The 26,914-nt window shown below is 59.9% G+C and carries 27 protein-coding genes, 1 tRNA gene and 1 pseudogene; 19 read left to right on the forward strand and 10 right to left on the reverse strand.

Annotated features, from left to right (window positions below):
• Positions 1-53: 53 nt before the first annotated feature.
• Together ACXAF5_RS12275 and ACXAF5_RS12280 are read left to right on the forward strand one after the other, a co-directional pair.
• Positions 54-299 carry a DUF2798 domain-containing protein gene (locus ACXAF5_RS12275; RefSeq protein WP_474946793.1) on the forward strand — a complete coding sequence of 82 codons (246 nt, stop codon included), beginning with the start codon at positions 54-56 and terminating at the stop codon, positions 297-299.
• A 147-nt stretch (positions 300-446) separates the two neighbouring features.
• A complete protein-coding gene (locus tag ACXAF5_RS12280; protein WP_474946794.1) occupies positions 447-959 on the forward strand; it encodes a DinB family protein in 513 nt (170 codons plus the stop codon).
• Between the two features lie 84 nt (positions 960-1,043).
• Here the strand turns inward: ACXAF5_RS12280 and ACXAF5_RS12285 are convergent, their stop codons facing one another.
• Complete coding sequence (locus ACXAF5_RS12285; protein ID WP_474946795.1) at positions 1,044-1,577, reverse strand: Lrp/AsnC family transcriptional regulator; 534 nt, start codon at positions 1,575-1,577, stop codon at positions 1,044-1,046.
• An 86-nt stretch (positions 1,578-1,663) separates the two neighbouring features.
• Here ACXAF5_RS12285 and ACXAF5_RS12290 point away from each other — a divergent pair, with 86 nt between their 5' ends.
• Positions 1,664-2,701 carry a zinc-dependent alcohol dehydrogenase family protein gene (locus ACXAF5_RS12290; protein ID WP_474946796.1) on the forward strand — a complete coding sequence of 346 codons (1,038 nt, stop codon included), beginning with the start codon at positions 1,664-1,666 and terminating at the stop codon, positions 2,699-2,701.
• A 484-nt stretch (positions 2,702-3,185) separates the two neighbouring features.
• Here ACXAF5_RS12290 and ACXAF5_RS12295 read toward each other — a convergent pair.
• Positions 3,186-3,316: transfer RNA gene (locus tag ACXAF5_RS12295), tRNA-OTHER, on the reverse strand.
• Between the two features lie 5 nt (positions 3,317-3,321).
• Positions 3,322-3,513 (reverse strand): hypothetical protein, encoded by a 192-nt coding sequence (locus ACXAF5_RS12300; RefSeq protein WP_474946797.1) that lies wholly within the window; start codon positions 3,511-3,513, stop codon positions 3,322-3,324.
• Positions 3,514-4,505: 992 nt separating this feature from the next.
• On the opposite strand from ACXAF5_RS12300, the gene catB reads away from it, so the two are divergent.
• Complete coding sequence (catB, locus tag ACXAF5_RS12305) at positions 4,506-5,141, forward strand: type B chloramphenicol O-acetyltransferase (protein WP_474946798.1); 636 nt, start codon at positions 4,506-4,508, stop codon at positions 5,139-5,141.
• Between the two features lie 337 nt (positions 5,142-5,478).
• Here catB and ACXAF5_RS12310 read toward each other — a convergent pair whose 3' ends face one another.
• The 3 genes from ACXAF5_RS12310 to ACXAF5_RS12320 form a co-directional block, all read right to left on the reverse strand.
• Complete coding sequence (locus ACXAF5_RS12310; RefSeq protein WP_474946799.1) at positions 5,479-6,453, reverse strand: reverse transcriptase domain-containing protein; 975 nt, start codon at positions 6,451-6,453, stop codon at positions 5,479-5,481.
• A 132-nt stretch (positions 6,454-6,585) separates the two neighbouring features.
• Positions 6,586-7,428, reverse strand: a complete 843-nt coding sequence (locus tag ACXAF5_RS12315) for a retron St85 family effector protein (RefSeq protein WP_474946800.1) — start codon at positions 7,426-7,428, stop codon at positions 6,586-6,588.
• A 429-nt stretch (positions 7,429-7,857) separates the two neighbouring features.
• The gene (locus ACXAF5_RS12320; RefSeq protein WP_474946801.1) at positions 7,858-8,166 is read right to left on the reverse strand and encodes an AAA family ATPase; all 309 of its coding nucleotides are present in this window, start codon (positions 8,164-8,166) and stop codon (positions 7,858-7,860) included.
• Between the two features lie 311 nt (positions 8,167-8,477).
• Here ACXAF5_RS12320 and phnD point away from each other — a divergent pair, with 311 nt between their 5' ends.
• The 8 genes and pseudogenes from phnD to ACXAF5_RS12360 all read left to right on the forward strand — a co-directional run.
• On the forward strand, positions 8,478-9,422 hold the full coding sequence (gene phnD, locus ACXAF5_RS12325) for a phosphate/phosphite/phosphonate ABC transporter substrate-binding protein (protein ID WP_474946802.1): 945 nt from the start codon (positions 8,478-8,480) through the stop codon (positions 9,420-9,422).
• Between the two features lie 79 nt (positions 9,423-9,501).
• A complete protein-coding gene (gene phnC, locus ACXAF5_RS12330; protein ID WP_474946803.1) occupies positions 9,502-10,323 on the forward strand; it encodes a phosphonate ABC transporter ATP-binding protein in 822 nt (273 codons plus the stop codon).
• A complete protein-coding gene (phnE, locus tag ACXAF5_RS12335) occupies positions 10,320-11,132 on the forward strand; it encodes a phosphonate ABC transporter, permease protein PhnE (RefSeq protein WP_474946804.1) in 813 nt (270 codons plus the stop codon). Before phnC ends, phnE (ACXAF5_RS12335) begins: the two co-directional genes overlap by 4 nt.
• Positions 11,129-11,935 carry a phosphonate ABC transporter, permease protein PhnE gene (phnE, locus tag ACXAF5_RS12340; RefSeq protein ID WP_474946805.1) on the forward strand — a complete coding sequence of 269 codons (807 nt, stop codon included), beginning with the start codon at positions 11,129-11,131 and terminating at the stop codon, positions 11,933-11,935. The genes phnE (ACXAF5_RS12335) and phnE (ACXAF5_RS12340) overlap by 4 nt, the downstream gene beginning before the upstream one ends.
• 129 nt (positions 11,936-12,064) lie before the next feature.
• Positions 12,065-13,279, forward strand: a complete 1,215-nt coding sequence (locus tag ACXAF5_RS12345; protein WP_474946806.1) for an ABC transporter substrate-binding protein — start codon at positions 12,065-12,067, stop codon at positions 13,277-13,279.
• On the forward strand, positions 13,276-15,261 hold the full coding sequence (locus tag ACXAF5_RS12350; RefSeq protein WP_474946807.1) for a sensor histidine kinase: 1,986 nt from the start codon (positions 13,276-13,278) through the stop codon (positions 15,259-15,261). Before ACXAF5_RS12345 ends, ACXAF5_RS12350 begins: the two co-directional genes overlap by 4 nt.
• A complete protein-coding gene (locus tag ACXAF5_RS12355) occupies positions 15,258-16,535 on the forward strand; it encodes a sigma-54-dependent transcriptional regulator (RefSeq protein WP_474946808.1) in 1,278 nt (425 codons plus the stop codon). Before ACXAF5_RS12350 ends, ACXAF5_RS12355 begins: the two co-directional genes overlap by 4 nt.
• Positions 16,536-16,600: 65 nt before the next feature.
• Positions 16,601-16,771: pseudogene (locus ACXAF5_RS12360) on the forward strand (IS6 family transposase); the annotation flags it as partial.
• Between the two features lie 115 nt (positions 16,772-16,886).
• On the opposite strand, the gene ACXAF5_RS12365 reads toward ACXAF5_RS12360, so the two are convergent.
• On the reverse strand, positions 16,887-17,486 hold the full coding sequence (locus ACXAF5_RS12365; protein ID WP_474947858.1) for a Spy/CpxP family protein refolding chaperone: 600 nt from the start codon (positions 17,484-17,486) through the stop codon (positions 16,887-16,889).
• A gap of 73 nt (positions 17,487-17,559) precedes the next feature.
• Between ACXAF5_RS12365 and ACXAF5_RS12370 the strand changes: the two genes are divergently transcribed.
• The 6 genes from ACXAF5_RS12370 (at position 17,560) to ACXAF5_RS12395 (ending at position 22,266) form a co-directional block, all read left to right on the forward strand.
• Complete coding sequence (locus ACXAF5_RS12370; protein ID WP_474946809.1) at positions 17,560-18,099, forward strand: Crp/Fnr family transcriptional regulator; 540 nt, start codon at positions 17,560-17,562, stop codon at positions 18,097-18,099.
• Between the two features lie 361 nt (positions 18,100-18,460).
• Entirely contained in the window at positions 18,461-19,465 is a 1,005-nt protein-coding gene (locus ACXAF5_RS12375; protein ID WP_474947828.1) for an AraC family transcriptional regulator, read from the forward strand.
• Between the two features lie 109 nt (positions 19,466-19,574).
• On the forward strand, positions 19,575-20,402 hold the full coding sequence (locus tag ACXAF5_RS12380; protein ID WP_474946810.1) for an NAD(P)H-binding protein: 828 nt from the start codon (positions 19,575-19,577) through the stop codon (positions 20,400-20,402).
• 25 nt (positions 20,403-20,427) lie between these two features.
• The gene (locus tag ACXAF5_RS12385; protein ID WP_474946811.1) at positions 20,428-20,856 is read left to right on the forward strand and encodes a DUF4345 domain-containing protein; all 429 of its coding nucleotides are present in this window, start codon (positions 20,428-20,430) and stop codon (positions 20,854-20,856) included.
• 61 nt (positions 20,857-20,917) lie between these two features.
• On the forward strand, positions 20,918-21,403 hold the full coding sequence (locus ACXAF5_RS12390; protein ID WP_474946812.1) for an anthrone oxygenase family protein: 486 nt from the start codon (positions 20,918-20,920) through the stop codon (positions 21,401-21,403).
• Positions 21,404-21,738: 335 nt separating this feature from the next.
• Positions 21,739-22,266, forward strand: a complete 528-nt coding sequence (locus ACXAF5_RS12395; protein ID WP_474946813.1) for a P27 family phage terminase small subunit — start codon at positions 21,739-21,741, stop codon at positions 22,264-22,266.
• Between the two features lie 410 nt (positions 22,267-22,676).
• Here ACXAF5_RS12395 and ACXAF5_RS12400 read toward each other — a convergent pair whose 3' ends face one another.
• From ACXAF5_RS12400 to ACXAF5_RS12410, 3 genes are all read right to left on the reverse strand, one after another.
• On the reverse strand, positions 22,677-23,390 hold the full coding sequence (locus ACXAF5_RS12400; RefSeq protein ID WP_474946215.1) for a DNA helicase: 714 nt from the start codon (positions 23,388-23,390) through the stop codon (positions 22,677-22,679).
• 448 nt (positions 23,391-23,838) lie between these two features.
• Positions 23,839-24,684: an AAC(3) family N-acetyltransferase gene (locus ACXAF5_RS12405; RefSeq protein WP_474946814.1), complete on the reverse strand. Its 846-nt coding sequence runs from the start codon at positions 24,682-24,684 to the stop codon at positions 23,839-23,841.
• Positions 24,685-25,116: 432 nt separating this feature from the next.
• Positions 25,117-25,947, reverse strand: a complete 831-nt coding sequence (locus ACXAF5_RS12410) for a hypothetical protein (RefSeq protein ID WP_474946815.1) — start codon at positions 25,945-25,947, stop codon at positions 25,117-25,119.
• A gap of 240 nt (positions 25,948-26,187) precedes the next feature.
• Between ACXAF5_RS12410 and ACXAF5_RS12415 the strand changes: the two genes are divergently transcribed.
• Complete coding sequence (locus ACXAF5_RS12415; RefSeq protein ID WP_474946816.1) at positions 26,188-26,820, forward strand: tyrosine-type recombinase/integrase; 633 nt, start codon at positions 26,188-26,190, stop codon at positions 26,818-26,820.
• Positions 26,821-26,914 lie beyond the last annotated feature (94 nt).

Below are 26,914 nucleotides of genomic sequence, written 5' to 3' on the forward strand. Positions count from 1 at the left end.
AAGCTGCATGTCCACAACCGCCGTTCCCCCTGTCAAACCCATGCAGAGGTTCCATGATACGCCCCTTCATTCCACGCAAGCTTGAGCATATTGCTTTTGGCTTTCTTCTGTCCTGCTTCATGTCGCTGCTGATATCTGCCGTGGCGACATTCCTGGCCATCGGCTTTGCAGCCGATTTTGTACCGCGTTGGCTCGCCGCCTGGCTGCCCTCCTGGGCGATCGCCTTTCCCACCGTGCTGGTCGTCGCGCCCATCGTGCGCCGCATCCTCCACCGGTTCGTTGTCACGGACGGTGGGTGACACCGGGGCACAGGGTGGCCCGTCGCCCACGGCCATACAGATCTCCGCACAACACTCCGCCAGCCTATCATACGCAAACCTGTTGCACCGCGATGACCGGCAGGGCCTTGTAAGGCCCAAACAACCGGACTGTTTTGAGAGATCACGATGATCACAACCGACGACATTCAAGAGATGGCGGCCTACTCTGGCTGGCAGAACGACAACCTCTTCGAATGCCACGACGATATCGGGGCCGAAGAGCGAACCCGCGACCGCGGCATGTTCTTTGGCTCCATCCACAACACGTTGGATCATATCTGCGTCGTCAACCGCTCCATCCTGACATTTCTCAACGGGACACTCCCGGACCGCACCCCGCCCGGCCATGCTGTCTGGCCCGACTGGGAGGAGTTGAAATCCATCCGCCTAGAGCAAGAAGATATTCTTTCGGCAGGTGCGCGTGAATGGACGGAAGATTGGCTTGCTGCAAAAACAGTCAAGAGCGATCCTTTGGGTGAAGACTTACCTTCTGTCCCACGTTGGGTGATGGTCGTGCAGCTCTTCAACCATCAAACCCACCATCGCAGCCAGGTCACCAGTGCGCTGCACGCACTGAAGGTGGACTATGGCGCTACGGATATCCCCTGGCGCCCCGGAGCGGGCTTCTTTGCCGGTTAGCGAGACCGAGCAGCCAGCTTCGCGGCTGCGCTGACGACGCGGGAACGCGGTTGCAACGTGGGTTTCCGTGTCATGTCAGAGGCTTCATTCCATAGCAGACGGTCTGACCGGCAGTTTGCTGGACGCTTTCATCTCTTTCAGTGAAAGGTTCGAGCGAATGCTGGTGACCCCCGGCAGGGGACGCAGGGTGCTGTCGGCAAAGGCGCTGTAATCGTCCAGATCCCGCGCCACGACGATCAGCAGAAAATCGTCCGCTCCGGTGGTGTCGTGACAAGCCAGTATGTTCGGGGTTGTCTCGACAATCCGCTGGAACTCCGCCGTGGCGCCCTGATCGTGTTCTGAACAGCGCAGCTGTACAAACGCCATGACGCCCAGCCCCAGCTTGCGGCGGTTCAGATTGGCTTGACAACCTTCGATAACCCCGCTTTCCTCCAGTTTTTTCAAGCGGCGCCAGCAGGGTGTTTCGCTCATCCCGAGGGTTTCGGACAGTTTCGCATTGGTCATACGGCCATCCTCTTGCAGCAAGGACAGGAGGTGAACGTTTACGGCATCAAGGTCAGGCAAGGGCAAAAACTTTCGGAAAATGAGGAACAGAGAGGAGATCCCGCTCAGGATCACCTGAATTTCTGCAAGATTGACAGGGGTCTTTCCACAGGAAACGATATGATCGCCTTGATTAAACCCCAGAACCGAAAGACACCCCGATGAAAGCTGTCCTGTTCGAAAAGTTCCAACACGCCCCGAAGGTGGTCACGGTCGCAGACCCAAACCCCGCGCCACATGGTGTCGTCCTGAAGGTTGCCGCAACGGGGGTCTGCCGCAGCGACTGGCATGGCTGGATGGGTCATGACAGCGATATCGATCTGCCGCATGTCCCCGGCCACGAGCTGGCCGGCGTGGTCGAGGCAGTTGGAAAGGACGTCACCCGCTGGAAGGTTGGCGACAAGGTCACCGTCCCCTTTATCTGCGGTTGCGGCAGCTGCAGCGAATGCCACGCAGGCCAACAGCAGGTGTGCCTGCACCAGGAGCAGCCCGGCTTCACTCACTGGGGCTCGTTTGCAGAATGTGTCGCCATCCACCAAGCCGACCTGAACCTTGTGGCGCTGCCGGAGAGTATGGGGTTTGCGACCGCCGCCAGCCTTGGATGCCGGTTCGCGACATCCTTCCGCGCGGTCATCGATCAGGGCAAGGTGCGCGCAGGCCAGTGGGTGGCCGTACACGGTTGTGGCGGTGTCGGGCTGTCGGCCGTCATGATCGCGGCAGCGGCTGGGGCCAATGTGATCGGCGTGGATCTCGATGAGGCCAAGCTGAACCTGGCCAAAGAACTCGGTGCCGCTGCGGTCATTAACGGTGGCGAGGCCGATGTGCCCGAAGCAATCAAGGAACTGACACGCGGCGGTGCCCATGTTTCGCTCGATGCGCTTGGACATCCGGTCACCATGACCAATTCTATCCTTTGCCTGCGACCACGGGGCAAACACGTTCAGGTCGGGCTGATGCTGGGAGACCACGCCGCCCCAGCCGTGCCCATGCCCAAGATCGTGGGCCAGGAGATCGAGCTGCTCGGCTCGCACGGGATGCAGGCGCACCGCTATGGCGCGATGCTGGACATGGTCGCCAGCGGGACGCTTGATCCGGCGCGGCTGGTGGGCGATCAGATCAGCCTCTCCGAGGCCCCCGAGGCCCTTATGAGCATGGACAAGTTCCAATCCGCCGGAGCCACGGTCATCACCCGGTTCTGATCAGCAGGATCACTTTGGCTGGCAGCAAAGATCCTGCTGCCGGTCCTCTCACGGGACGACGAAAGGGTTTCTCCCTTTCACGCCCCCGTTTTCGGCAAGGCCTGCACGCGGTCGATCACTTTCCAATCTGCCTCAGTGGGTGCCAGCCTTGGCAACTGCGCCCCAAAAGCGTCGCCCCCTAGCGTTTTTTCCTGTTTGCCGGTCCGCCGCCCCAAGGTTGGCCGGATCGTTTTCACCATACACAGGAGCGCCAGAACACACCTTTCTCGGCACGCAAGTGACCTCACAGATAGATCCCACACCCCTGAAGACCGCAGACCAGCACACTGAGGGCACCACCTTCCCCCCGGGACCGCTCTGATGGGGCGTCGAAGGTCGTAGAAATCAGGAAACGACGAGTCTGAGAACGCAACTTGTACCAACTCGTGTACCGAACGCTTTTGAATCCAAGCTCATTTTTGGAAAAAATCTTTTATCTGCAGATTGGTACGGGCGGCGGGACTCGAACCCGCACGGCTAAAGCCTGGGGATTTTAAGTAGGTAGGTTTGACTTTGTTTTCAGAGCGTTGGTGCCACAAAAAAAAAACGGGCCTCGGACCTCAAGCCGACGTCCGGGGTTATCATGCAGATAAATCCCGCAGAGCTTTCGCCATATCCAGGTATCCTAGATAGCTATATTCGGCATGCATCCGCTCATACCATGCCGCCCATTGCTCTCTCCGGTCTTCAGGGAAGACATCGGACCAAGTTCCCTTTCGAACGCTGACCTGCCCATTCTCCAGCCGCTCAACTTTGATTTTCTCTGCGCTCATCAACACTCCCTTCAGCTCGATCTGTTGCAAGACTTGTAACTCTGGCAGCGCTTTGCTTTGCCGCCAGCATCATTAACAAGGCCAGCGCGAATGCTGAAGCGTCGGAGTGCGAGAACAAGTCGAAATCAAATCGAGCAGCCGAACATTCAGCGGGTGTCAGGCGTCCGTCCGATCAACACCTTAACCTCCCCCTCTAAGTTGCATTCGTGCCCCCGACCCAACACGGCGTTGACAGGAATTCCCCGCCTCCTTCTGGAGCGACACAAGCTACATCTCGCTTTTTGAAAATTGCATGATGGTTGTCGCGGAGGCTTACCTCGATCTTGCCAACGTGACCGCACTCACACCAGACGTGAAGAACAAGAGGCATTCGCTGCTCCGCTTCGCTTGATGGAACATAAGTGGAAGAACAGGAAGCAAGGATCAACGAGGCCAGAGCAGAACTGTGAGTAAGGCGCTCAAAAACTTGGCGCTTCATTTTTAGGTCGCGACCGTAGACGGAATCTAATCCGCCCATCTCTGCTTCATGCTTGTTTGCTTGGTCTGGCGACTAACCCTTCCAAATCCTTCGTGCATATAGAAGCACGAGCTGGCGTGCTAACAAACGGGCGAGAGCCGGCCTCCTCAGCGTTCTGGTGCAACGACCGCAAAGCATGGGATGGCAACCTTTGCAAAGTCGAGGTATCCGGCAAGATCTTGGTTGTCCCTTGACGTACGCGCCGTGTAAAGATCCGACTTTCGCTAAGCCTGAGGCCTCATATCAGATCTGGCGTTGGCCCTAGCGGACGTAGTTGCCAATGAACAGGCTTGCGTTTGGGGGCTGAAATGTTAAATCCAGCGACAGTCCGACAGAGCAGGAAACGCAATGAAGTCAGCGGACCGAACCATCTGAATAACGCCCTGCGTTAAAGCGCGGGGTGGCCGTGCGCCGCAAGTTGTGGTCGCGCTAAGTTCGCATGTTCGCGAACAAAAAAATCATTCAGAGGCTTCAAATGGAAAACTACTTCGAGAGCCCGTTCCGGGGGATTACTCTGGACAAACAGGTCAACAATCCAAACATCTCAGTCGGCCGCTACAGCTACTACTCCGGCTATTACCACGGTCATAGCTTCGAGAAATGCGCCCGCTACCTCCTCCCTGAGGAAGGAGTTGACCGTCTGCTGATCGGCAGCTTCTGTTCCATCGGATCAGGTGCGGCATTCATTATGGCTGGCAATCAGGGTCATAGAAATGACTGGGTCAGTACTTTTCCATTCTACTGGATGTCAGATGTTCCTGCGTTCGAAGGCGCTGCCAACGGTTATAGCCCAGCCGGTGACACGGTCGTCGGAAACGACGTGTGGATCGGGTCGGAAGCTATCGTAATGCCGGGTGTCCAAATCGGCGATGGAGCAGTGATTGGCACGCGCGCAGTGGTTACGCGAGATGTCGAGCCTTACACCATCGTCGGTGGGAACCCGGCAAAGGAAATCCGAAAGCGTTTCAGCGAGCACCACATCGAGATTTTGCTTGAATTGAAGTGGTGGGAGTGGCCAGAAGACCGCCTAAAAACCGCGATGCCTATCTTGACGAGCGGCGATATCGAAGCGCTACATAGATATTGGAAAACTCACATCTGCACCGCGTAGACCTAAGCACTCGCTATATGTCCCATAGCGAGTGCGCACGACAAGCCGTTACGGTCTCCAAGCAAACGCGGCAGCGCAAAGGGATGATACCCCGTATGGATCGCTACCATCGCTGACGCAGGGCACCACAAGCAGTCCAAAGCGGACATGATCTGTGCAGCGGCAGCACCAGAGGCTTTCCGAAGTGAGGGGCGGGAACCAGTCATTCTCTGCTTTTGCGAGCCTGCAAGGCCGCAAAGGCGGAAGCCGAATTTCAGATTCTCTGCACAAGGGCACATCTCTGCACCGCCGCAAGGCGGCATGCCGGTAGACAGTGTGCTCCAAGATATCGGGTGTTTTACTTACTTTGGTAGGTGTCGTGCAGGCGCAGGTGGCTCACATTATCCATGATAGTTCGATACTGCACGTACTGCTCGTCCTTTCCATGCACACACTTGTACCATTCAATGATCCCCCTGAGATGATCCTTGTTGCGATGTGCCCAGTGAATATCTCGCGATGCTTTGAAGAACAGGCTACGATATCTGCGTCTTTGCGGACCCGGAATTCTGGGCTCTTCTCCGTGAGTGAGCAGCCCTAGTGTTACTCTTGGAAGACCTTTGGGGTGGTACTTGGTTTTGCTTTGATTTGCTGAAAACCCACTATCAGTGATGATTTTTGACGCGATATCCGATAGTCTTGGATGATTGAAGTTTTTCTCCTTATGAAGAAACAGATCATCACTGTACCGAACGTATTTCATTTCCCATCTCTTAACGAGCGCCTCCAAGCGTTGATCCATACCTCGAACAATCAAGTTCGAGAGTGCTGGACTTGTTGGCGCACCTTGAGCTAGGCGGTCATCAAGTGTGGTAAGTCTTGAAAAAATATAAGACGAATTATCATTGAAACCAAGCGTTCGAAATAATCCAAATATTCTCTTGAAGCTAATTGATGGAAAAAAGTCTGAAATATCCATCTTCAGAACAGCCCGACCGGGACAAAGCTCGCTGGCAGCCGTCAGTATAGACTGACCTTTGACATATGAGTGTACAGAAGGACTCACTGCGATTTCCGAGAGTATCTTCTTATGAATTGCTCTCTGAACACCTTTGAGTTCACTGTTAGGAATATCGATTTCGCGCATAGCTTCAGGGTCCGAATTCTTTGGAATTTGAATTCGCACATAGAAGCGCCCCGGGTTTTCTACGAGGTAAAAGATATGCTGCGGGGCAAAACCCAGAAATTTCGCCAGCGAAACTAGGTCTGTGCATTCCCCCGCAGCACTCATTCCTACTTCTTCTCTCTCATCGATGCCTTCAATCAATCGCATAAGAGTGAAGAACTCTTATCTATTGATTGAAGGCAGGCTTCTGCGTACTTCGCGTGCCCGCAACGATCACATTGCGTCGCCCCTAGGGGCATTGCTAGGAATGTCGTCAGCCTAAACTTGTGTCGCCCGCTGTCAAGCAGCTGCTAGCACCGTCGCACGAAGTTTGCTTAGTGTAGTCGAACTAAATGGCTCCAGTAGATCATCGGCGTAGCCTTCAGTGGCTTGGTACCGACCAGAGCCTACTTTTTCGATCTTCTTTTCTGAAAAGAGCTTGCTCAGCGCTCGGGTAAGTTGCTTTGGCGCTAGACCAGAATACAGCAAGAGATCCGCGTAACTGGCGCGATCTCCAACCAAAATAGAAATCAGCGTAATTGCCATCTCATACTGTTCACGCAATGGCTTGATATAACCGGCGTAATCGCTCACTTCGCGCGAGATATGAAGCCGGGTGTTCTTCAAATATTCGTATCGCCTAAGGTAATGCGCATACTTGTAGAAGGTGAGAGGGTATCGGACCCTATCAAGCATGTCATCGAGGTTTTCAGCTTTGAAATAGATAACACTATTTGGGTTCTCGCGGGTGAGAAAGCTCAGAGGTCCTCGGGCGATGTAACTCTCCGCACGGTAAAACCTCTCCGACAGGAGAACGACAAGTCGGCTTCTAATCGCAGGAAGAAGAGAAAATGCTCCAAGTTCTGCGATTGAACCTGGTGACTCCAAGATCAAAAGCGTGAAATCTACATCATGTGCAAACCGCGCTTCCAAAGTCTGCAAGTCAGTACCCAGTTTTCGGTAGGAGTACTTGTCTTCGATTTCTTCACCGTAGATTGCTTCGACAGAAGGTACCCGTTGCAGAGCCGCCTTTGCCTTATCCCTTATGACGATGTTTCCAGACGCGTATCCTGGACCACACACGAAGACTCGCGAGTGAACTGCCTGAGCTTCAGATTTGAGCAACTTAGGCTGGATTATCATGCTGCGCCTCCGAATAGCGCTTAGTTTAGGAGGGGGGATCACAAATGCCAATATTTACGATGTTGATCTGGCATGAAATCAACTAGGCGTCACTGGCTGACAGGCCGTCAATCGAAAAGAGTCATAATTTTAAGTCGGTTAGCGTCCAATACACTGTTATCCGAGATAGGCCCAGTGCCCTCGCGATCTCACTAACGCGCCTAGATGCACACAAATTCCCAAAGTGGCGGCTTAGTCCCGCTCTGTTGACCGCTGAAGTCTCCGAGTTTTGCGCTTGCAGCGAATGGCCGGCTTGACGGGCCGCATCGCGGCAAAAGGTGTTACTGGCGAGAGACCGCATTGGGCCGTCAGCTTCAGGTAGTAGGAGGCAGGAGGGAGCCGCGCGGTTGCTCCGCTTCAGTAGGTTCTTCTTCCATCTGGAGAATTCGGTCAGATCGCTAATTGCGCACAGACAAAGTCGGCGCGTGCTGCGATTTCGGTGCGCGGCAGCTCCGTGATTTCATATCCGAGCGCAATGTAGGTCTCGTGCATGACTGTATAGGTTGCTTCGGCCTCGGTGCGGGTTTGCTTGCGTTCGGCGTCCTGCGCGAAGATCTGGTCCCAGTAGGGCGCCAGAAAGACGCGGGCGTTGTAACGGGCTGCCTTGGTCGCTGCGGCGACGTGCGGCGGCACCGGGAGGCCGCAGAGGGTCAGGTAGCCCAAGATATACGGCCCGCGGTAGAAGAGGGTGTTGTACATGATGATTGGAGCGCACCTCACCTAGGCGGCGGCAAAGTCGGTCGCAAGCTCATCCCTCTGACACCGCCGTCAGCGGCCTTCATCCGGGCAAGTCACGTTGTCGTGCAGATGAGCGCGGCTCTTGGCAGTCCAGGTATTGCGTCAGTCCTGCCCCGTATTTCGGGTCAATACTAACACGTTCTAGGGCGCCTCCGGGGCGTCATTCAACTGTCATATTGCAATGCTTGCCCGTTTTCCTAATTCCCGACTAACAAACGGCGCAGCCGGGTTCGCCGGCCTTGATCACGTCCACCAGCTCAAAGGAACGGACCATGAAAAAGACACTGACTGCCCTTGCGCTCATCCTCGCCGGCACCGCCGTGCAGGCGGAGTTCATGCTCGATGACCGCTACACCGATGCCGATGGCGACCTGATCGCCGACATCCCCTCCGACGAAGCCTCGCTCGTTGACCCCGACACGCTGGTCTTTGCCTACACGCCCGTGGAAGACCCCGCCGTTTACGCCGGTGTCTGGAGCGAGTTCCTCGATCACCTCGCCGCCGAGACCGGCAAAGAGGTGCAGTTCTTCCCCGTCCAGTCCAACGCCGCCCAGATCGAGGCGATGCGTGCAGGCCGCCTGCATGTGGCCGCATTCAACACCGGCTCCAACCCCATCGGGGTGGCCTGCGCGGGCTATCGCCCCTTCGCCATGATGGCCGATGAAAACGGCGGCTTCGGCTACGAGATGGAAATCATCACCTATCCCGGTTCCGGCATCGACGCGGTGGAAGACATCAAGGGCGGCCAGCTGACCTTCACCTCCGAAACCTCCAACTCGGGCTTCAAGGCGCCTTCGGCGATCCTGAAGGCCGATTACGCCATGGTCGCGGGCGAGGATTTCGAGCCGGTCTTCTCGGGCAAGCACGACAACTCGATCCTCGGCGTCGCCAACAAGGACTACAAGGCCGCCGCCACCGCCAACTCGGTTATGGCCCGCATGTTCGCCCGCGACGTGGTGAGCCCTGACCAACTGGTCACGCTCTACAAGTCGCAAACCTTCCCTACCTCCTCCTACGGCACCGCGCATAACCTGACGCCGGAACTGCAGGAGGCGATCCGGAACGCGTTCTACTCGTTCGACTGGGAAGGCACCGCGCTGATCGAGGAGTTCGGCAAGAACGGCGAAAGCCAGTTCATCCCGATCACCTTCAAGGAGCATTGGGCGGTGATCCGCAAGATCGATGAGGCCAACGGTATCGAGTATACCTGCCAGTAAGAGTGGCCTCTTGCGTGGCGGTCCGATCTCCTCCCCGGGCCGCCACACCTGTTTTCACATGAACCCGGAGAGGCGCCAGATGCTCGCGATCAACAACCTGACCAAAACCTATGCCACGGGCGACAAGGCGCTCAGCGCGGTGAGCTTCGCGCTCGAAAAGCGCCAGATGCTGGGGCTGATCGGGCCTTCGGGCGCAGGAAAATCGACACTCATCCGCTGTGTGAACCGGCTTGTGGAACCCTCGTCGGGGGCGATCCGGCTGGGCGAACAGGATATCGCCCGGCTCGGGCCCCGCGAGCTGCGGCGCGCGCGGCGCCGGATCGGGATGATCTTCCAGGAATATGCCCTGGTCGAACGGCTGACAGTGATGGAAAACGTCCTCTCCGGCCGCCTGGGCTACGTGCCCTTCTGGCGTTCCTTCCTGCGCCGCTACCCGGCCCGCGATGTCGAGCGTGCCTACCAGCTTCTCGACCGCGTGGGGCTGATGCAGCATGCCGACAAGCGCGCCGATGCGCTCTCGGGCGGGCAGCGGCAACGGGTCGGCATCGCCCGCGCGCTGGCGCAGGAGCCCGAGCTGTTGCTGGTGGACGAGCCCACCGCCTCGCTCGACCCCAAGACATCGCGCCAGATCATGCGGCTGCTCACCGAAGTCTGCGCCGAGCGCGGCCTGCCCGCCATCGTCAACATCCACGACGTGCCGCTCGCCCGGCAGTTCATGCAGCGCATCATCGGTCTGCGCGCGGGCGAGGTTGTGTTCGACGGCCACCCCGACGAGCTGGACGACATGGTGCTCACCACGATCTACGGCGAGGAAGACTGGACGGCGATGCAAAAGGCCACTGCCGAGGATGCTGCCGCCGAGACGGAACAGGCGGTGCAGGTGGCGGGGCTGGCCTCATGAGCGGCGCGCCCACCTCCTACCCCACCACATGGCGCCGCCCGCCGCAGATGTTCCGCTCGCGCGGGGTGCGTCTGTCGGTGCAACTGGCGATCCTGGCTTATCTCGTGATCGCCATCGGCGGGCTCGAGGTCAACTGGGACCGGATCGTCGAGGGCATGGAGCGCGGCGCGCGCTTCGTACAAGGCTTCCTCTCGCCCGATTTCGCCAGCCGCTGGGGCGATATCGTTCAGGGCCTGAAAGAGAGCCTGACGATGACCCTCACCGCCACCGTCACCGGCATCCTCCTCTCCGTACCTGTGGGCGTAGGCGCGGCCTCCAACCTCGTGCCGGCCTGGGTGTTCCTCAGTTGCCGGGCAGTCATCGCGATCAGCCGCTCGTTGCAGGAGGTGATCATCGCGATCTTCTTCGTGGCGCTCTTCGGCTTTGGCCCCTTCGCGGGCTATCTAACGCTCAGCTTCGCCACCATCGGCTTTCTGGCCAAGCTTATTGCGGAAGAGATCGAGGCGATGGATGCGCGGCAGGCCGAGGCAGTGCGCGCCACCGGGGCAAGCTGGCTGCAAGTGGTCGATTACGCGGTGAAACCGCAGGTGATGCCGCGGCTCATCGGCCTCTCGCTCTACAGGCTCGACATCAATTTCCGCGAAAGCTCGGTGATCGGCATCGTGGGCGCGGGCGGTATGGGCGCCACGCTCAACACCGCTATAGACCGCTACGAATATGACAGCGCGGCGGCCATCCTGCTGATCATCATCGCTATCGTGATGGTGGCCGAGTACGGCTCGTCCTACCTGAGGAGTTTCATCCAGTGACCGCCAGCTACCCCGACACATGGCAACGCCATTCGCGCCCCGCGCGGCTGGGCATCTTTTTTGGCTGGCTCGCGCTGGTGGCGCTCTTCGTTTGGTGCTGGCAGGTGATGAACGCCGACACGATCTGGTTCTTCGTGCAGGACGCGCCCAAGCAGGCCGCCGATATCGGCGCGCGGATGTTTCCGCCGCGCTGGTCTTACCTGAACGAGTTGTGGCTGCCGCTCTGGGACACGCTCAACATCGCCACGCTGGGAACGCTTCTGGGGGTGATCTTCGCGGTGCCGGTGGCCTTTCTCGCGGCCCGGCCCACCACGCCTTCGGCATGGCTCGTGCGGCCAGTGGCGCTTTTGGTGATCGTCTCTTCGCGCTCGATCAACTCGCTCATCTGGGCGCTCCTGCTGGTGGCGATCATCGGGCCGGGCATCCTCGCAGGCATCATCGCCATCGCGCTGCGCTCCATCGGGTTTGTCGGCAAGCTCCTCTACGAGGCGATCGAAGAAACCGACCGCCGCCAAATCGAGGCGGTGACTGCCACCGGGGCGGGGCCTGCGCAGATCATCACCTATGGCTACGTACCGCAGATCCTGCCGGCCTTCTGGGGCATCTCCGTCTTCCGCTGGGATATCAACATCCGCGAGAGTACCATCCTCGGGCTGGTCGGCGCAGGCGGGATCGGGCTGAAGCTTCAGGGCTCGCTCAACACCCTCGCCTGGCCGCAGGTGACGATGATTCTGCTGGCGATCCTTGCAACGGTAGTGGTGAGCGAATGGGTGTCTGCCCGGCTGCGCCGCGCCGTGACCTGACCCGCGATGCACCCTTGCACCGCCGCGCAGGTTCTGAAGGTTGCCCGGGCACGGCAAACGCGGGATTATGAGACCGGACGACAGGAGGCGAAGGGCATGACGGGCAGACCGGCTGTCAGGAAAAGGCGTTTGGCGCGGCACCTTGCGGCGGCGGTGCTGCTTCTCGCAGCGGTCGTGACGGGCACGCGGGCCGAGGCGCGCGAGCTGCGCATTCTCACCTCCTTCCCCGAAAGCTTTTACGCGCCCTTCGTTGCCGCGTTTTCCGAGCGCCACCCCGGCCACGCAGTGCGCGTTCATAACAAGGATACCAATGCCGGGCTCGACGAGATCCTGCGCGGCAATCCCCGCAGCTTCGATATCTACTGGGCCTCCTCGCCCGAAGCCTTCGCGGTGCTCGAGACGGCTCGTGGCGGGGCCGCGCTGGCCGCGCCGCCGGAGGTGTTCGCATTGGCGGGGATGGGCTGGGCCTACGGGCTGGATCAGCCCGACCCGCCGCTAACCAGCGAGGCGCTGCTTGGCGGGCGCTTCACCGGGCGCATCGCAATGGCCCGCCCAGCGCGCTCGGGCACCAACCACATGTTCATGGAACAGATCCTGCAGCAGCGCGGCTGGCAGGGGGGCTGGGCGCATCTTCTGGAGCTTGCGGGCCAGCTTCAGGCGGTGACACCGCGCAGCTACACCGCGGTCGAAGGCGTACAAACCGGGCGCTTCGATGTCGGCGTGTCGATCGACTTTCTGGCCACCTCGGACGTGCTGCCGGGGCTCGGCTTTACCTATGGCGAGGCGCCCGTGGTGATCGGCGCGCGTATCGCCGCGCTGACCGAGGGCAAGGCGCCCGACGCGGCACGCGCCTTCATCGCCTTCGTGCTCTCGCGCCCGGGGCAGGAATTGCTCCTTCGCCCCGAAGCCCGGCGCATCCCCATCGATCCGGAACTGCGCGCGAGGCTCGAACCGGGGATGGAACCCGCCTTTCGCGATGCCCTGCGCAATCGCGGGCGGGCGGAATATGACTACACCGTATCGGCGCAACGCTACTGGTCGACCAACGCGCTCTTCGATGCCTTCATCACCGTGCGGCTGGAGCGGCGCAAGGCGCTCTGGCGGCGGCTCGAGGCGCTGGCGGAGGTCGGGCGCGACATGGCCTTGATCCGCGCGCGGCTCACCGCCATGCCGGTGCCCGAAACCGACGCGCGGCTCGACCCGTCGCTGCCCCTGAGTGGCACCCGCTACACTGCGCTGTCGGAGCGCCAGCGCGCACTGGCGGATCAATGGGACGCGCTGGCCGAGGCGCAGCTCGATGCCGTCGAGAACATGATCCTTCAGCTTGAAGACGGGCGGGAATGACCAGCGGTCCCAACCGCCAGAAACTGCCCCTTTTCGCCTCACTCTGGTGGCGGCTCAGCCTGTCGTCGCTCATCATCGCCTTCCTCGCCCTGAGCGCTTTGGTGCTGGCGGCGGCGGTGGTCAGCGATGTCCGGCGCGGCGTGGTGAGCCTGCGCGAGGCGGACCTTCCCCGGCTCGGACTTGCCTTCGATCTGGCGGAAAGCGCCATGCATATCGCCGCCCTGCGCGGCGCGCTCGATGGCGATGGCGCCGCGCCCGAGGAGGATATCCGCCTCTTCCGCCAGCGGCTCGAAGGGCTGAGCGCGCGGGTGGGCCAGCTTCGCCCGAGCCTTGCGGAGGATGGCATCGCGCTGGACAAGGCAGTGACGCGGTTGCAGGCGCTGGCCGACGAGGCGGAAGAGGCCGACCGCGCGCTCCGCGTGGCGCTGCAGGATCTGCGCTGGCTCAACATCGACCTCGAAGGCGAGCTTGACCCGCTCAGCGAGGACCTGCGCTTCGATATCGAAACCCGTGTCGATCAGCAGGACGCGCCCGCCGTGGGCCAGCAGCTGGCCCGCTACGACACCCTGCAGGATCTCGACACTTTCGCCGGTGCCGCCGTCACGCTGATGCTGCAGGCCGCGACCACCACCGACCGCGCGGCCTTCGACACGCTGCGCGTGCTGATCGACGACACGATGGCCGAGGCCCGGCTGCGCGAGGCAAGACTGCCCGACCGGATCGATTACCAGACCCTCCGCCAGACGCTGGAGCTGTTGCAGGAACACGCGGTCAGCGAGCGCGGCGTGCTGTCGCGGCGCATCGCCTATCTTGATCTGCGCGGCGCGCTCTCGGCGCAGGTGCGCGAGGTGCAGGACCGCACCGAGGCGCTGCACGACGCCCTGCTGGTGGCGGCGAGCGCCGAGCGCGACGGCGTGCTGGCCGCCACCGAGACCCGCACCACGCGCGCCACCGGGCGGCTCAACCTGATGGGGCTGGCCGGTGCGGCGGTGGTGCTGCTCGTGCTGGTGGTTCTGTTCGGCTTTTTCCGCCGCGGCGTCGTCGGGCCGCTGGTGCAGCTCTCCACCGCGCTGCGCTCCATCGCCGCCGGCAAGGCCGATGTGCCGGTGCCGCATTACGGGCCAAGCGAGGTCGGCGAGATGGCCGCTGCCGTGCGCGAATTTCGCGGCGCGGTCACCGCGCGCGAAGAGGCCAACCAGCTGCTCGCCGAAGAGGTGGCGCGCCACAAGGCCACGTTGCAGGAGTTGCGCGAGACGCAGGCTGATCTGGTGCAGGCCGCCAAGCTTGCCACGCTGGGCGAACTGTCCGCTGGGCTGAACCACGAACTCAACCAGCCGCTGATGTCGCTCCAGCACCGGATCCGCACATTGCAGGAGATGCTGGGCGAAACCCCCGAGCCCGCGCGCGGCGACATCCGCGCCCGCGTTGGGCAACTGGGCGAGTTGGTGCAGCGCAGCATCGCCACGGTGCAGCATCTCAAACGCTTCACCCGCAAGGCCAGCCCGCAGGCACGCACGCCGGTCAATCTACACGAGGCCGCGCGCGGGGCCGAAAGCCTGATCCGCTACCGATTGCGCAATGCGGGTGTGTCGCTGGAGATCGCGGAGGATCTGGGCCGGTTCACTGCGCTTGGCGATACGGGGCTGATCGAGCAGGTGCTGCTCAACCTCTTCGCCAACGCGCTGGAGGCGGTCGAGGCCCGCGACGGCCTTGACGGAGCGGAAGTTCTCGTGCGCGCGCGCCGCGCGCTTGGCGGCGGCGTGGAGCTTGTGGTGGCCGATAGCGGCGTGGGCCTGCAAGGTATGTCGCCCGAGGATGCCATGGCGCCTTTCGTCACCAGCAAGCCCGCGGGAGAGGGTCTGGGCCTGGGCCTGTCGCTCTCGCGCAAGATCATGGAAGAGCTGGGCGGCAGCCTCGCGCTGCGCCCGCGCGCGGGCGGCGGCACGGAGGCGGTGATGACATTGCAGGAGGCCGAGCCGTGACCAAGGTCAACACCGTCTGCCTCGTGGACGACGATATCGACGTGCTCGACGCGGTGGGCGAGACCCTGCGGCGCGCGGGCTACCGTTTGCGCAAGTTCCACGGCGCCGAGGGCGTGGTGGAGGCGCTCGGCGAGAACTGGCCCGGCATAGTGCTGACCGACATGCGCATGCCGCGCATTTCGGGCATCAACCTGCTGGAACGTCTCCGCGCGGCCTATCCGGCGATCCCCGTGGTGCTGTTTTCCGCCCATGGCGATATTCAGGCGGCGATCCGCATCATGCGGCTCGGGGGCGAAGATTTCGTCGAGAAACCGATCGAGCCGGAGCTTTTGCTGGAGATCGTCGCGCGGGCGATGGAGAAGCGCAGGCTGTCGCTGGAAAACGCCCAGCTCAACGCGCGGCTGGCGGATAAATCGGGGCTGACACGGATGCTCTGGGGCAAGTCCCCCGCGATCCGTGCAGCGCGCGACGAGGTGCAGCGCATCGCTGCCAGCCCGCTCAACGCGCTCGTGGCGGGCGAAACCGGCACCGGCAAGGCGCTGGCCGCCCGCGCCATCCACGCGATGACCGTGCCGCAGCCCGAGCGTTTCGTGCAGGTCGGCTGCAAGGGCGGCGACGGGCAGGCCGCGCTGGCGGCGCTGCAGGAGATCGCGGACACACCCGGCGAGGAGACAGGCACCGAACCCGCCACCACCTTCAGCGCAACGCTCTACCTGCGCGATGTCGAGGCGCTGCCGCACGAGGCGCAGGACAGGGTGATGCAGGCTGCAGGCCCGGCCCATGTGCGGGTGATCGGCGGCCATACCGGATCGATTGCCGATCTGCGGAGTTCGGGGCGGCTCTTCGGCGATTTCCTCTTCTGGATCACCGGGGCCTGCCTCGAAATGCCCCCGCTGCGTGCCCGGCCCGAAGATGTGGTGCCGCTGCTCAACCGTATGCTCGACGAGATCACCCAGCGCCGCGAGACAGACAGCGTGCGGCTCGACAAGCTCACCGGGGCGCGGCTTGCGGCCTATGCCTGGCCCGGCAACACTCACGAGCTGCGCAATGTCGCCGAACGATGCGCATTGGGGCTCAAGCTGCACCTGGCGGAAGGCGTCGAGATGCCGGACGAGGCGCCGCTGGATTACGAGACCGCGATGCAGGACTACGAGCGCGGGCTGATCCTTCAGGCGCTGGCCGATTGCAACGGCAAGAAGGCCCGCGCGGCCGAGCGCCTCGGCATCCCCCGCAAGCGGTTGTACCTGCGCATGAAAGCTTTGGGCATGGGGTGACACTGCCGGTACTGTCAAAGGAACCTTGGCTAGAGGCGGGATACTGTCCGCCCTACCCTGCTAGCATGACAAAACGCGATCCATTTAAGTACTTTAAGACCAGTCGGGAGATCACCCGCCTGGCGGTCATGCTCTATGTTCGCTTCCCGCTCTCGCTCCGCAATGCCGAAGACCTTCTTCATGAGCGCGGCATCGATGTCAGCCACGAGGCGGTGCGATACTGGTGGCATCGGTTTCGCAAAAGTTCTGTGGCACAATTTTTCAGTTGCTCCGGCTGCGGTCGCGCCAGTGACAAGAACGGCCGATTTTGGCCGATTGGTCTTGGCAGGGTGTATTTGGCAGTCTGCGTGGTTACCCACAACCGTTGTGACGGCGCCACATCTCTGGATCGTGTCCATCCGGCACGTTTTCACACGGATCATCCGCATACCCGCGCAGGATGCTGTACCTCTGGATTTGCGCATCGCTTAGAAGTTCGGGCGTAGACAGATGCCGGGAAAGATGGATGAACCGCAACTCGGCACGCGCCTCGGCAGCCTCTGCGAGCAGGTCGCGAAGCCTCTGTTCCGAAAGGTCCGAACCTGCGAAGGCGTCGCTCAATGCCGCCTCAGCAGCAATGAAACGCTCCCCGGCAGCGACGGCATCCGTGCGCATCTGCCCATAGATTGCCGAGATCGCTTCTATTTGGCTCGCTGAAAGGTTCAATTCTTCCCCAAGCTCAAGAAGATGGGCAGGCCCGGGTCGGCCATTCAATTCGGCCGGCAAGGCCAAGCCCCAGCCTCCGCCGCGCCGCAACTCCTCGATGTCTTGTTCCGAGAGGCTCTTGATATCGCGCGTTTCAAACCCTGCATAGGGCGCGCTGTTTTCCCCATGCCCGTGGTCTTGTGCGAACGCAGCCAACGGCAATATGGCGATCATCAAGACCAAAGATTTCACAGGTTGCAGAGCCATTTCGATGTCCTTCTAGGTCCACGTGTCGAACAACTGGTAGCATCCGAATAATTCCGTCCATATGATCACTATCATGTCTAGTGTCGTATCTCGGCTTTTTGAAACAGAGCAGATCGTGCCGCTTGAGGCCGGGAAGACCGTCTTCCGGACAGGTGATCGCGTGCTGTCGATGTATCTGGTCGTCGAAGGTGGGGTCGATCTCGTGCGCTATACAGCGAGCGGCACTTCGTTGATCTTGAACCGTGTCAGCCCGGGCAACGTTCTGGCCGAGGCTTCGGCCTATTCAATGCAGTACCATTGCGACGGTCTGGCCAGCACGAAAACCCAACTAAAATCGCTTCCGGTGTCGCAGTTCCTTGAACGCCTTCACAGCTCCGCAGACATTGCGCGCTCATGGGCTGCCCATTTGGCTCGCGAATTGCAAAGCGCTCGAATGCAGTCCGAAATTCGGTCGCTCAAAACCGTGGCTGAACGATTGGACGCATGCCACGGATTGCGAAATAAATTGCCTCCGAGGGGTGAGATACAAGACTTGGCGCGCGTTCTTGGCGTATCGCGCGAGGCGCTCTATCGTGAACTCGCCTGTCGGCGCAAATTGGCTTCGAGTGAATAACTCCATACGTTTCTGGCGCAGGCAATAACCACCGTTTCTGAAAGCTCACAGTTTGTAGGAGCAGCCATTGGAGCAAGCGCAGCGAAATGGTGCTCCGTCCGCACTGCCGTCACTCGCCTCTCGAAAATGCTGCGCGGCGCATGGATGACCGCTCTGGTGAAGCTGCGGCGCGGCATCGGGCACCTCACCCAGCGGCGGCATTGGGCCGATCGCTTAGGACACTCCTCGGGGCAAAGCGCCGACCTTCGCTGAGTGTAGAAGCAGGATGCAAGATCGCCCAAATTCAAGAAAAACGGCCCCTCGCATGCCCGGATTCACTGTGAGCTTGGCGCATTGGCATGCCCACGGTAGAGTGAAGAATATGGGGTATGTGACATCTCTATTCGCGCGCAAGGTCGTCGCCGCGGCGGGCGGTGGGGTCGATGATGCGGCGGCGCTGGCCAGCGTCGGTATCGGCGCCGATGATCCCTCCGACCCCAAGCAAATGATACCGGCGGAGCGCTACTATGACTTGCTCGAAAGGATCGCCGAGCAGATCGACGTGACCGACCTGCCGGTGCGCACGGGCGCCTCAATGCGGCTTGACGAGTACGGCGCGCTCGGGCTGGCTTTCAAGGCGGCGACGACTCTGGGGGCGTCCTATGCGCGGGTGGAACGCTATGCGCGCCTATGGACCAGCGTCGCGGAATATGAGCTGCGGCCGATGACCGGGGGCAAGCTCTTTATCCTGCACCGGGCGGGTGAACGACGCCTTGGAATGCGGCTGTCGAACGAGGCTACGCTGGCCAGCGCCGTGGCCATCGCACGGCAGGTCTGCCCCGAGCCTCTTGTGCCCTTGGAAGTGATGGTCCGGCATCCCGCACCGCGCTCGATCACGGCTCATGAGGCGTGGTTTGGCTGTCCGGTGCGTTTCGACACAGATCTGGACGCGATCCTCTATTCTGACGAGACGTTGGCACGGCCCAACATCCTCGGCGATGAAGGAATATCGAAGTATCTCACACCACATCTGGATGCAGAATTGTCTGAGATCACTCGAGAGCCCGCGCTTGTCACGCAGGCAAAAGCCTCCATCGCCCAGGCCTTGAGCGAGGGGGTGCCGAAGATGGCCGAGATCGCCCGTGGCCTCGGCCTCAGTGCCAGGTCCTTCCACAGGCGGCTCTCCGAGCACGGAATGAACTTTCAGGCGCTCACCGAGCAAACCCGCCGCGACCTCGCCGAGGGACTTTTGCGGGACGAGAGCCGCTCACTGGCCGAAATCGCGTTTCTGACCGGTTTTTCCGAGCAGAGCGCCTTTACCCGGGCGTTCAAGCGCTGGGTCGGCACAACGCCCGCGTCTTTCCGTAAGGATATGGCCCACCGCTGACAGGCGCATTGGCGAGGTCGGTCAAAAGGCTGGCATCGCGGGTCAATACCGAACAGCATCAAAGCGCCTATCCCTTGGCTATCGAAGCCGAAGCCAAGGAGATACCCCGATGCAAGACCAACCAATCCTCGTCATCGGTGCGACCGGCAAGACCGGCCACCGCGTCGCCACCCGCCTCGAGGCGCGGGGCCTTCCCGTGCGCCGCGGCTCGCGCAACTCTGCCACGCCCTTTGACTGGGAGGCGCCGGAGACCTGGGCGCCGGCCCTGCGGGGCGCTCGCGCGGCCTATGTCACCTACTTCCCCGATCTCGCCTTTCCCGGGGCCGTGGAAAAGCTCGAGTCGCTGTGCGAAACAGCCCGCGACGTGGATGTCGAGCATCTCGTGCTGCTGTCCGGTCGCGGCGAACACCACGCCTGGCTGGGCGAAGAGGTGGTGCGCAATTCCGGTGTCGATTTCACCATCGTCCGGGCCGCCTGGTTCGCGCAGAACTTCTCTGAAGGTTACCTGCTTGATCCGGTCCTGGCGGGCGTCCTGCCGATGCCTGGCGGTGATGTCGCCGAGCCTATCATCGATATCGACGACATTGCCGATGTCGTGGTCGCGGCGCTGACAGAAGACGGCCACAAGGGCGAACTCTACGAGGTGACAGGCCCGCGTTTGATGACCTTCGCGGACATGGCGGCTGACCTCTCGCGGGCAACCGGGCACGAGATCCGGCATATCCCTATCAGCTTCGAGGATTTCCACGGCAACATCGCCGATGCTGGCGGCACCTTCGTCGCCGACGTCTTCACGGCCATCGCACGTGAAACCCTCGATGGGCGCAACGCACACACCACGGACGGCGTGATGCGCGCACTCGGTCGCGCCCCTCGCGACTTTGTAGACTTCGCCCGGGCCGCTGCCCGAACCGGGGCCTGGACAAGCGCCGCCTAACGCCATTCCATGAAAGGAGGATGACATGAGACCCACCCTGTTCGAGAAGATCGCGCTCGGCCTTTCCGGCCTCACCGCGTTCACCATCGGCGCTTCTATCCTGTTCGCACCACACGCCTTCTACTCCGCGTACGGCATCCACCTCGGCCAAAATGCCAACCTGCTGAGCGAATTGCGCGCCCCCGGCGCGGGTCTTGCGGCGTTCGGCCTTTTGATGCTGCTCGGAATCTGGCGGTACACGATTCTGCCCATCGCCATGGCGGCGGCGCTGACGGTCTACATCGCCTTTCCGACTGGACGGCTGGTTGGGCTTGCGGTGGATGGGATGCCGTCCGGCAGCGTCATCGGCGCTTTCGTATTCGAACTTATCATCGCCGCACTGTGCCTTGCCGCCTTCCGCCGGCGCCTCTGGCAGACGGCAGAAGGCCCATACAGAGCGCAGCCCGCTCAATAAATCTGCCGGGGCGGCATGGTCCTTGAAGCCCTGCCGCCTCCCCAAACAAGGAACACTCGACATGTCCCTCACGCTCTTCTACCTCGCTCACCTCGCTGTCCTCGCCTATGCATTGGTAGGCGGCGTCTTTCTCGCCTTCTCGGATTTCATCATGCGCGCCCTCTCTGTGACCAGCGGCCATGGTGGCGCGGAGGCGATGCAAGCCATCAACCGAGAGGTGTTCCGCTGGGTCTTCATGACCCTTTTCCTGGGCCTTGCCGCCCTTTCCCTGGCGCTGATCGTCTATGCAGTTCTGATGTTGACCGGACCAGCGGCGACGCTGATCGCAGCGGCGGGGCTGGTTTACATTCTCGGCTGCTTCGGAGTCACGATCGCTTTCAACGTGCCCTTAAACGAAGCGCTGGCCCGCATGGATCTTTCTCAAAAGGCGACCCACGCTTATTGGACAGGAACCTATCTACCGAGCTGGACATTCTGGAACACGGTTCGAACAATCGCCTGTGGCGTGGCGGCGGCGTTGTTGCTGCTCGGGCTGACGACTGTTTGAAAGACGCGGTTCCCATTGTTTACATATTGCGATCCTGAGCGCGACAGGCGATTCGAGGCGCTGCGAAGGTCCGGTCTGGAGAAGCTGCGCCGCAGCACTTGGTGATGTTCCGGAAGTCCGGAATGGGCCGTTAGTTCCTTCTAACAAAAGCGCGGCGCGGATGGCTGGGCGGTGGATCTACATCACCCCGCCAACCGCTGACGCAGCGGCCCGGCAACCCCGGGGGGAGGGGCCGAAGGAATTCCGGAAGCACTGGCAACCGGAGGGGGAGCCTTTGTCTGCGCAAAGTGGAAATTGAATAGAAAAAGCCACATGAACAAGGAGTTGATCGGGAGATGCGAGGGCGCAGACCGGCAGAGGAAAAAGTTGTGGCCCTCGCGGAAGAGGGCGCACCGCTTCACAATCTGGAAGAGCGGGCGCGGCTGCGCCTGGAGGAGATCCGGCCCGAGGGGCTGACCGGCGAGCTGCGCTGGACCTTTGACCGGCTGGCGCTGCCGCTGTGTCACCCGACCGTGGATCGGCTCAAGCCCAGCAATGTGATGATGTTCAAACAGCTCTGCAAAGCGGTGCTGCGGTTTGAACGTCTGGAGCTGGAACTGGAAGAGGCCGGCGAGACCTATGAGAGCGAGACGCGCAACGGGGTGCAGATCAAGGCGCGGCCCGAGGTGGCGCAGCTCAATGAGACGTTCCGTGTTGATGTCACGCGGTATAGGTCGATCCAAGGCAACTGGCCGAGTTCTGTCCCTGAAACTGCTGGGCATCGTTGTGTTAAGGTTGCGATGTGTATGGATCACTTCCTGGTCAGCAGACTTCCAATAGATACCTATTCACGATTGAACGTCTACTTCGAAGCCTGGCGATGAGCCGAAACGACCCTAGAGAGTCCACCGTCAGCGGATCGGTACAATGGGTGCATGAGCGGTACGATTTTCGCGATTGGACTGCGAAGCGGTTGACCGATATTCGGGCAGCGCAGACGCAAATTCCGAGGTCAGCTGGGCGGGCGAAACCCGCCAAATCTCCCTTGAGCGGACCTTCAGGTTAGCTCGGCCGGTCAGGACCGTTGCTGCTCTTGGCACGTATGTCGCAGAAGCGCAGTTAGCGACATTTGCAAAGTCTCAGGATCTGTCACCTGGGCAACGGTCCCACGCTGCACGAGCAATGGAAAGAGCAGACCTTCGCCGCAGGTGCAGCCTCCGACCACCATGGAACGGCTAGGAGGCGGGACTTTGCGGACCTTCGACGAACGTCCGCAAAGGAATTCAGCTTTGGGCTATGCCGCCGCCTCTATCTGGATTTGACCGTCATGTAGGAAACACTTTTTGTCGAAAAGCGATAGATCGACAGGGTTTGGCAAACGGATGTCGGCAAGGGTTGGCATGTTGCTCGACGATAGCTCAAAAGCGCGGTCGATCTGGGAGATCAGAACCACAACCGCTCCGCATTCGATAGCAAATTCCTTGAGCGCCCGGATTTGTTCTTCGAGCGGAGGATTACTGCGCTTCTGATCCAATAGCTGCAGGTAATCGACAACGACAAGTGCGTGACCCGGCGACTTACTGATGCGTTCAATGATATGCGCTGCGCAGATATCGTCCGAAGTATCAACGACGACTGATCGGTCATGTTCTTTTGGATCGAAACCAAGCTTCTCAAACCGCATCCAGACATCCGCTTCATTGTAGTCCAATGAAAACACATAGCCTGTGCGATTATTCCTCTCTGCCAATGCAGTCAGTTCCAATCCAAGAAGTGTTTTCCCATGACCAGGGCGCGCACCAATCAACACCATCTCTCCTGATTTGAGCTGGCTCATGACTTCGTGAGCTGGCGTGGTTTTGGAGTAGCTGGACGCCAAGTGGCTCCAGTCCTTGAAGCCCTCGTTGACGGCAATATGGTTGAGTGCCGCGTGGAGCTTGATGCCATTTTCGCGCGCGAGCCGTTTGGCGTGGCGCTTAAGGGTGTATATTGGCGATGATAGTCTCATCGTGAACCTCCTTTTGCGAGCGGTCTCCGCAATCCCTCCTTATGCGCGTGCTCGAACAGGATAGGTCCGAAATCGTGTCGCTCCGCATGTCAAATGCTGCCCCAGTGGAGGGGGGAGGCCCGAGCAAGGCCACACTTGAACGCTACCCAGATCGCTGGAGAAACTCAATTCGATTTCGGTCATTCGCTGCAGGTGCGCGTTCATTGGTTCGTACTGTGAAAAGCCGACATTCACCGCCCTGCCTGCTCGGTAGCTCTTGCCGCGCCATGCACCAAGGTCAGCAATGCGCAGTTAGCGACATTTGCAAAGTCTCAGGATCTGCCACCTGGGCAACGGTCCAATGTTGCACGAGCGATGGAGGGAGCAGACCTTCGCTGCAGATGCAGCCACAAACCACTGTCGAACGGAAGGGAGCGCGACCTAGCTGCCGTTGGATAGCACATTTCCTTTAGCTGAGATCACCGCTTCGTTTGTTGGCGCAGTCGATCCACGCGGAGGCGAAATCAACTAGAGATCGAAAATCGCATACCTTGCAATCGGCACCTCCGAATTTTCCGAAAGAAATAGCGCCGGTCTTTTCGAACGCCTCGCCAACTGCCGGAAACAGGCGGTTCATATCATCTGCTACGTCGGGTGTTTCGATCCATGATCCGTCTGGGCCACCGTTCTTGAAGCGTCGCGTTTTGGTCCGCTTGTGTTGTGCATAGGTCTCGGCTGTGTGAAGGGCTGAGCATCGGTTCCAGCCGACCCCGATCAACAAGATCTTCATGGCATGTCGATCACAGAGCTTCCCAAGGGGCGTTTTCTCTCCCGTTGCCCACGCGAGGCTGTGTTCTTTGAGAAAGCCGTTTGCATTCTTGCCATTAAGGCAGATCGATACAGCCGGGTGGTCGCTGCGTTGGGTTCCTGGCCAAGTTCTGAAAGTCTCCGCTATGACACCCATGCCAGACGTTGGGGATTTCGCTACATCGAAACCGGGAACCGCGTCTTCGATTTCGGCAATCTGGTCTTGGGTTAAGCGGGATGGATCAACTCCAGCAGGAAAGTAGGCATCGGAAGAGAAACCGGGCATTCCTACAAGACCTGTTCCACCCACAGCCTTCAGAAGGCTTTCCACAATTGTTCGAGCACCGCCCGCGGTAGCGCCTACGGCACTCATCGAGCCATGTACAAAAAGCCCGTCTCCGGGGTGAACGCCGAGCGAGATAAGATCATCGAGAAGGCTTGTCTGGGTGTGAATTACGGCAACCATACGCCTGATTATCACCATTTCTGCGGATGTAACATCCGTCAAAGTGAGCTCAAACCGGACTTGCGGCGGCGCAGCGGGTTGATCGCCCGCCTGGACTGCTACCGTCGCTGACGCGGGGCCGCAGGCAGCCCTTTGGCGACATTCATGCTAGGCGCAGCGAGCAAACCGCTGCAGGCCCGAAACTCCGGAGCTGATTCCCGAAAGCAGCCGTCCAGGAGGTGGTAGCGGCCCCGGCTGATGCTGCGTTCCGCACCAATGGCAGCTGAGCGCAGATGGCGCTCTTTGCAAAATCTTGGGAACTGCCAGCTGGACGGCGGTCCCATGCTGCACAAGCAACGGATGGATCAGACCTTCGCTGCAAGTGCAGCCACCAACCTTCATCGAACAGACGGGATGCCGGGCTTAGTGAATTTTCGCTGCGACTGCTCCAATTGCTGCTTCAGTCACAAGCGGCAGATTGGCTACAACGGGTCATTAGCCTACGAGAACAAACTCGTCTTCGCCTCGCAAAGTCCGCCCAAACATTCTTGTAGGTTCTGGGAAGCGAAATCCATTGTACGGCTCAAGTGGCTGGTCCCAACGACCTCCGTTTGCGCGAAACTGGTTTGGACGAGTGTTTAAACCTTGAAATCCATCATCGTCCAAGGCCGGTGTAGCGTCTCTTGGGAGCCAGTAGCCCTTCGATAGTGAGTATTGCTGGGTCGGAGCAGTCTTTAGGGCAGTCAAACTTTCTGCGGAGCGCATCAACCCAAATGCAGTGAACTGGACAGTATAACCCGAAGATTCGTTGGTCCAAATCGACGACATTCCGCCACCAGATATACCGCCAAAGCAAGCAGGATCATTTTCTTCGATGCGTAGTTCGCCCTCACCCTCGGACAGCAGTATGTCTCGGACAGCAAAGCCGCGCGCAAGTATGCGAAACTTGTTTGATCCTGATGCATTGAACACGGACAACTTGCCCTGCGAATCTGAGGAACCTGCAAAACTTGGCTTACTCTCGTCTGAATAATCCCACAAAGTAGCTCCAGAAATAGCACTGGCCGTATTTTCTGAAATCAATACAAAATTAAAGTAGTTCTTCTGAGCCTTAATACTTGTATTCTCCGCAGTGACGCCGTTCCATCGACCTACCACATAGGTGCGAGGATTTCCGGTATCATCAACCCCTTCTGTAACTTTTGCATCTCCCGCCATTCGGTCCAATTGGTCTATCACAAAAGCAGTGTTTAACGTAATCGGACCCTCAGCTTCTGCGACGACCCAGGGCTTAACACTTTCATCTTGGTTGCTGTTTTCTGTCATCAAAACTCATTCCCTCATTGCCATAATCTGAATCAGTTATTTTTAGTGTATTGAGTGCGGCACCATGTGAATATCACAAATTCGCATCTATTGCTGTCAAGCTGTCATACGAACGATCCGCAGTATCGGTTACTTTGGGCTCGAAGCCGACCCCGGATGCAGCGCGGCATCATGTGATATGATGTCTTGTCAACGTCGGGTTGTCGATGAAGGAGGGCGTGGTGGAGCGGAGCGTCCATCATGCAAACACCAAACTTACCCGCCATTCGCGCACTGCGCCCTGCCTGGAACAAAGGCCGGATCGTTGGCCAGAAGAGGCCACTCAAGCCCAAACACGTCTGGGCGATCAGGGTGCGCCTGGAGCTGGCCGAGAACCATCGTGATCTGGCCCTCTTCAATCTTGCCATCGACAGCAAGCTGCGCGGCTGCGATCTGGTGAGGATGAAAGTGGTCGATGTCATGGCGTCAGGCCAAATTAAGGAACGCGCGTCGGTTCTCCAGAGCAAGACGCAAAAACCGGTCCGCTTCGAAATCTCAGAGGGCACACGCGCATCGCTCGTAAGGTGGATGCGCGAGCCGCTCATGGTCGGCTCTGAGTATCTTTGGCCCGGGCGTTTTCACGAACGGCTTCACATATCGACCCGCCAGTACGCGCGTATTGTCCGTGAGTGGGTGACATCCATCGGTCTGGAGGCCAGCGCCTACGGCACGCACTCGATGAGACGAACAAAGGTGACGCAAATCTACAAGAAGACGGGCAACCTGCGGGCGGTCCAGCTGTTGTTGGGCCATACCAAGATGGACAGCACCGTCAGATACCTTGGCGTCGAGCTTGAAGATGCGCTGGCCATCGCCGAAGCTATAGAAATCTAAAGGCATGGGTCGTCTTCACGGACGGCCCACTCCGGACATTCGTCGACCTTTGGAGTGCCGCACTGCAGCTTTCCCTATGTGGACATTGCTTCAA

The organism is Epibacterium sp. ABV4_022 (assembly GCF_056159345.1).

Excerpts from the sequence above, each read along its gene's own strand:
- ACXAF5_RS12275 (WP_474946793.1), top strand. The coding sequence starts at position 54 with ATGATACGCCCCTTCATTCCACGCAAGCTTGAGCATATTGCTTTTGGC.
- ACXAF5_RS12280 (WP_474946794.1), top strand. The coding sequence starts at position 447 with ATGATCACAACCGACGACATTCAAGAGATGGCGGCCTACTCTGGCTGG.
- ACXAF5_RS12290 (WP_474946796.1), top strand. The coding sequence starts at position 1,664 with ATGAAAGCTGTCCTGTTCGAAAAGTTCCAACACGCCCCGAAGGTGGTC.
- ACXAF5_RS12300 (WP_474946797.1), bottom strand. The coding sequence starts at position 3,513 with ATGAGCGCAGAGAAAATCAAAGTTGAGCGGCTGGAGAATGGGCAGGTC.
- catB (WP_474946798.1), top strand. The coding sequence starts at position 4,506 with ATGGAAAACTACTTCGAGAGCCCGTTCCGGGGGATTACTCTGGACAAA.
- ACXAF5_RS12310 (WP_474946799.1), bottom strand. The coding sequence starts at position 6,453 with ATGCGATTGATTGAAGGCATCGATGAGAGAGAAGAAGTAGGAATGAGT.
- ACXAF5_RS12315 (WP_474946800.1), bottom strand. The coding sequence starts at position 7,428 with ATGATAATCCAGCCTAAGTTGCTCAAATCTGAAGCTCAGGCAGTTCAC.
- ACXAF5_RS12320 (WP_474946801.1), bottom strand. The coding sequence starts at position 8,166 with ATGTACAACACCCTCTTCTACCGCGGGCCGTATATCTTGGGCTACCTG.
- phnD (WP_474946802.1), top strand. The coding sequence starts at position 8,478 with ATGAAAAAGACACTGACTGCCCTTGCGCTCATCCTCGCCGGCACCGCC.
- phnC (WP_474946803.1), top strand. The coding sequence starts at position 9,502 with ATGCTCGCGATCAACAACCTGACCAAAACCTATGCCACGGGCGACAAG.
- phnE (WP_474946804.1), top strand. The coding sequence starts at position 10,320 with ATGAGCGGCGCGCCCACCTCCTACCCCACCACATGGCGCCGCCCGCCG.
- ACXAF5_RS12350 (WP_474946807.1), top strand. The coding sequence starts at position 13,276 with ATGACCAGCGGTCCCAACCGCCAGAAACTGCCCCTTTTCGCCTCACTC.
- ACXAF5_RS12365 (WP_474947858.1), bottom strand. The coding sequence starts at position 17,486 with ATGGCTCTGCAACCTGTGAAATCTTTGGTCTTGATGATCGCCATATTG.
- ACXAF5_RS12370 (WP_474946809.1), top strand. The coding sequence starts at position 17,560 with ATGTCTAGTGTCGTATCTCGGCTTTTTGAAACAGAGCAGATCGTGCCG.
- ACXAF5_RS12375 (WP_474947828.1), top strand. The coding sequence starts at position 18,461 with ATGGGGTATGTGACATCTCTATTCGCGCGCAAGGTCGTCGCCGCGGCG.
- ACXAF5_RS12380 (WP_474946810.1), top strand. The coding sequence starts at position 19,575 with ATGCAAGACCAACCAATCCTCGTCATCGGTGCGACCGGCAAGACCGGC.
- ACXAF5_RS12385 (WP_474946811.1), top strand. The coding sequence starts at position 20,428 with ATGAGACCCACCCTGTTCGAGAAGATCGCGCTCGGCCTTTCCGGCCTC.
- ACXAF5_RS12390 (WP_474946812.1), top strand. The coding sequence starts at position 20,918 with ATGTCCCTCACGCTCTTCTACCTCGCTCACCTCGCTGTCCTCGCCTAT.
- ACXAF5_RS12395 (WP_474946813.1), top strand. The coding sequence starts at position 21,739 with ATGCGAGGGCGCAGACCGGCAGAGGAAAAAGTTGTGGCCCTCGCGGAA.
- ACXAF5_RS12400 (WP_474946215.1), bottom strand. The coding sequence starts at position 23,390 with ATGAGACTATCATCGCCAATATACACCCTTAAGCGCCACGCCAAACGG.
- ACXAF5_RS12410 (WP_474946815.1), bottom strand. The coding sequence starts at position 25,947 with ATGACAGAAAACAGCAACCAAGATGAAAGTGTTAAGCCCTGGGTCGTC.
- ACXAF5_RS12415 (WP_474946816.1), top strand. The coding sequence starts at position 26,188 with ATGCAAACACCAAACTTACCCGCCATTCGCGCACTGCGCCCTGCCTGG.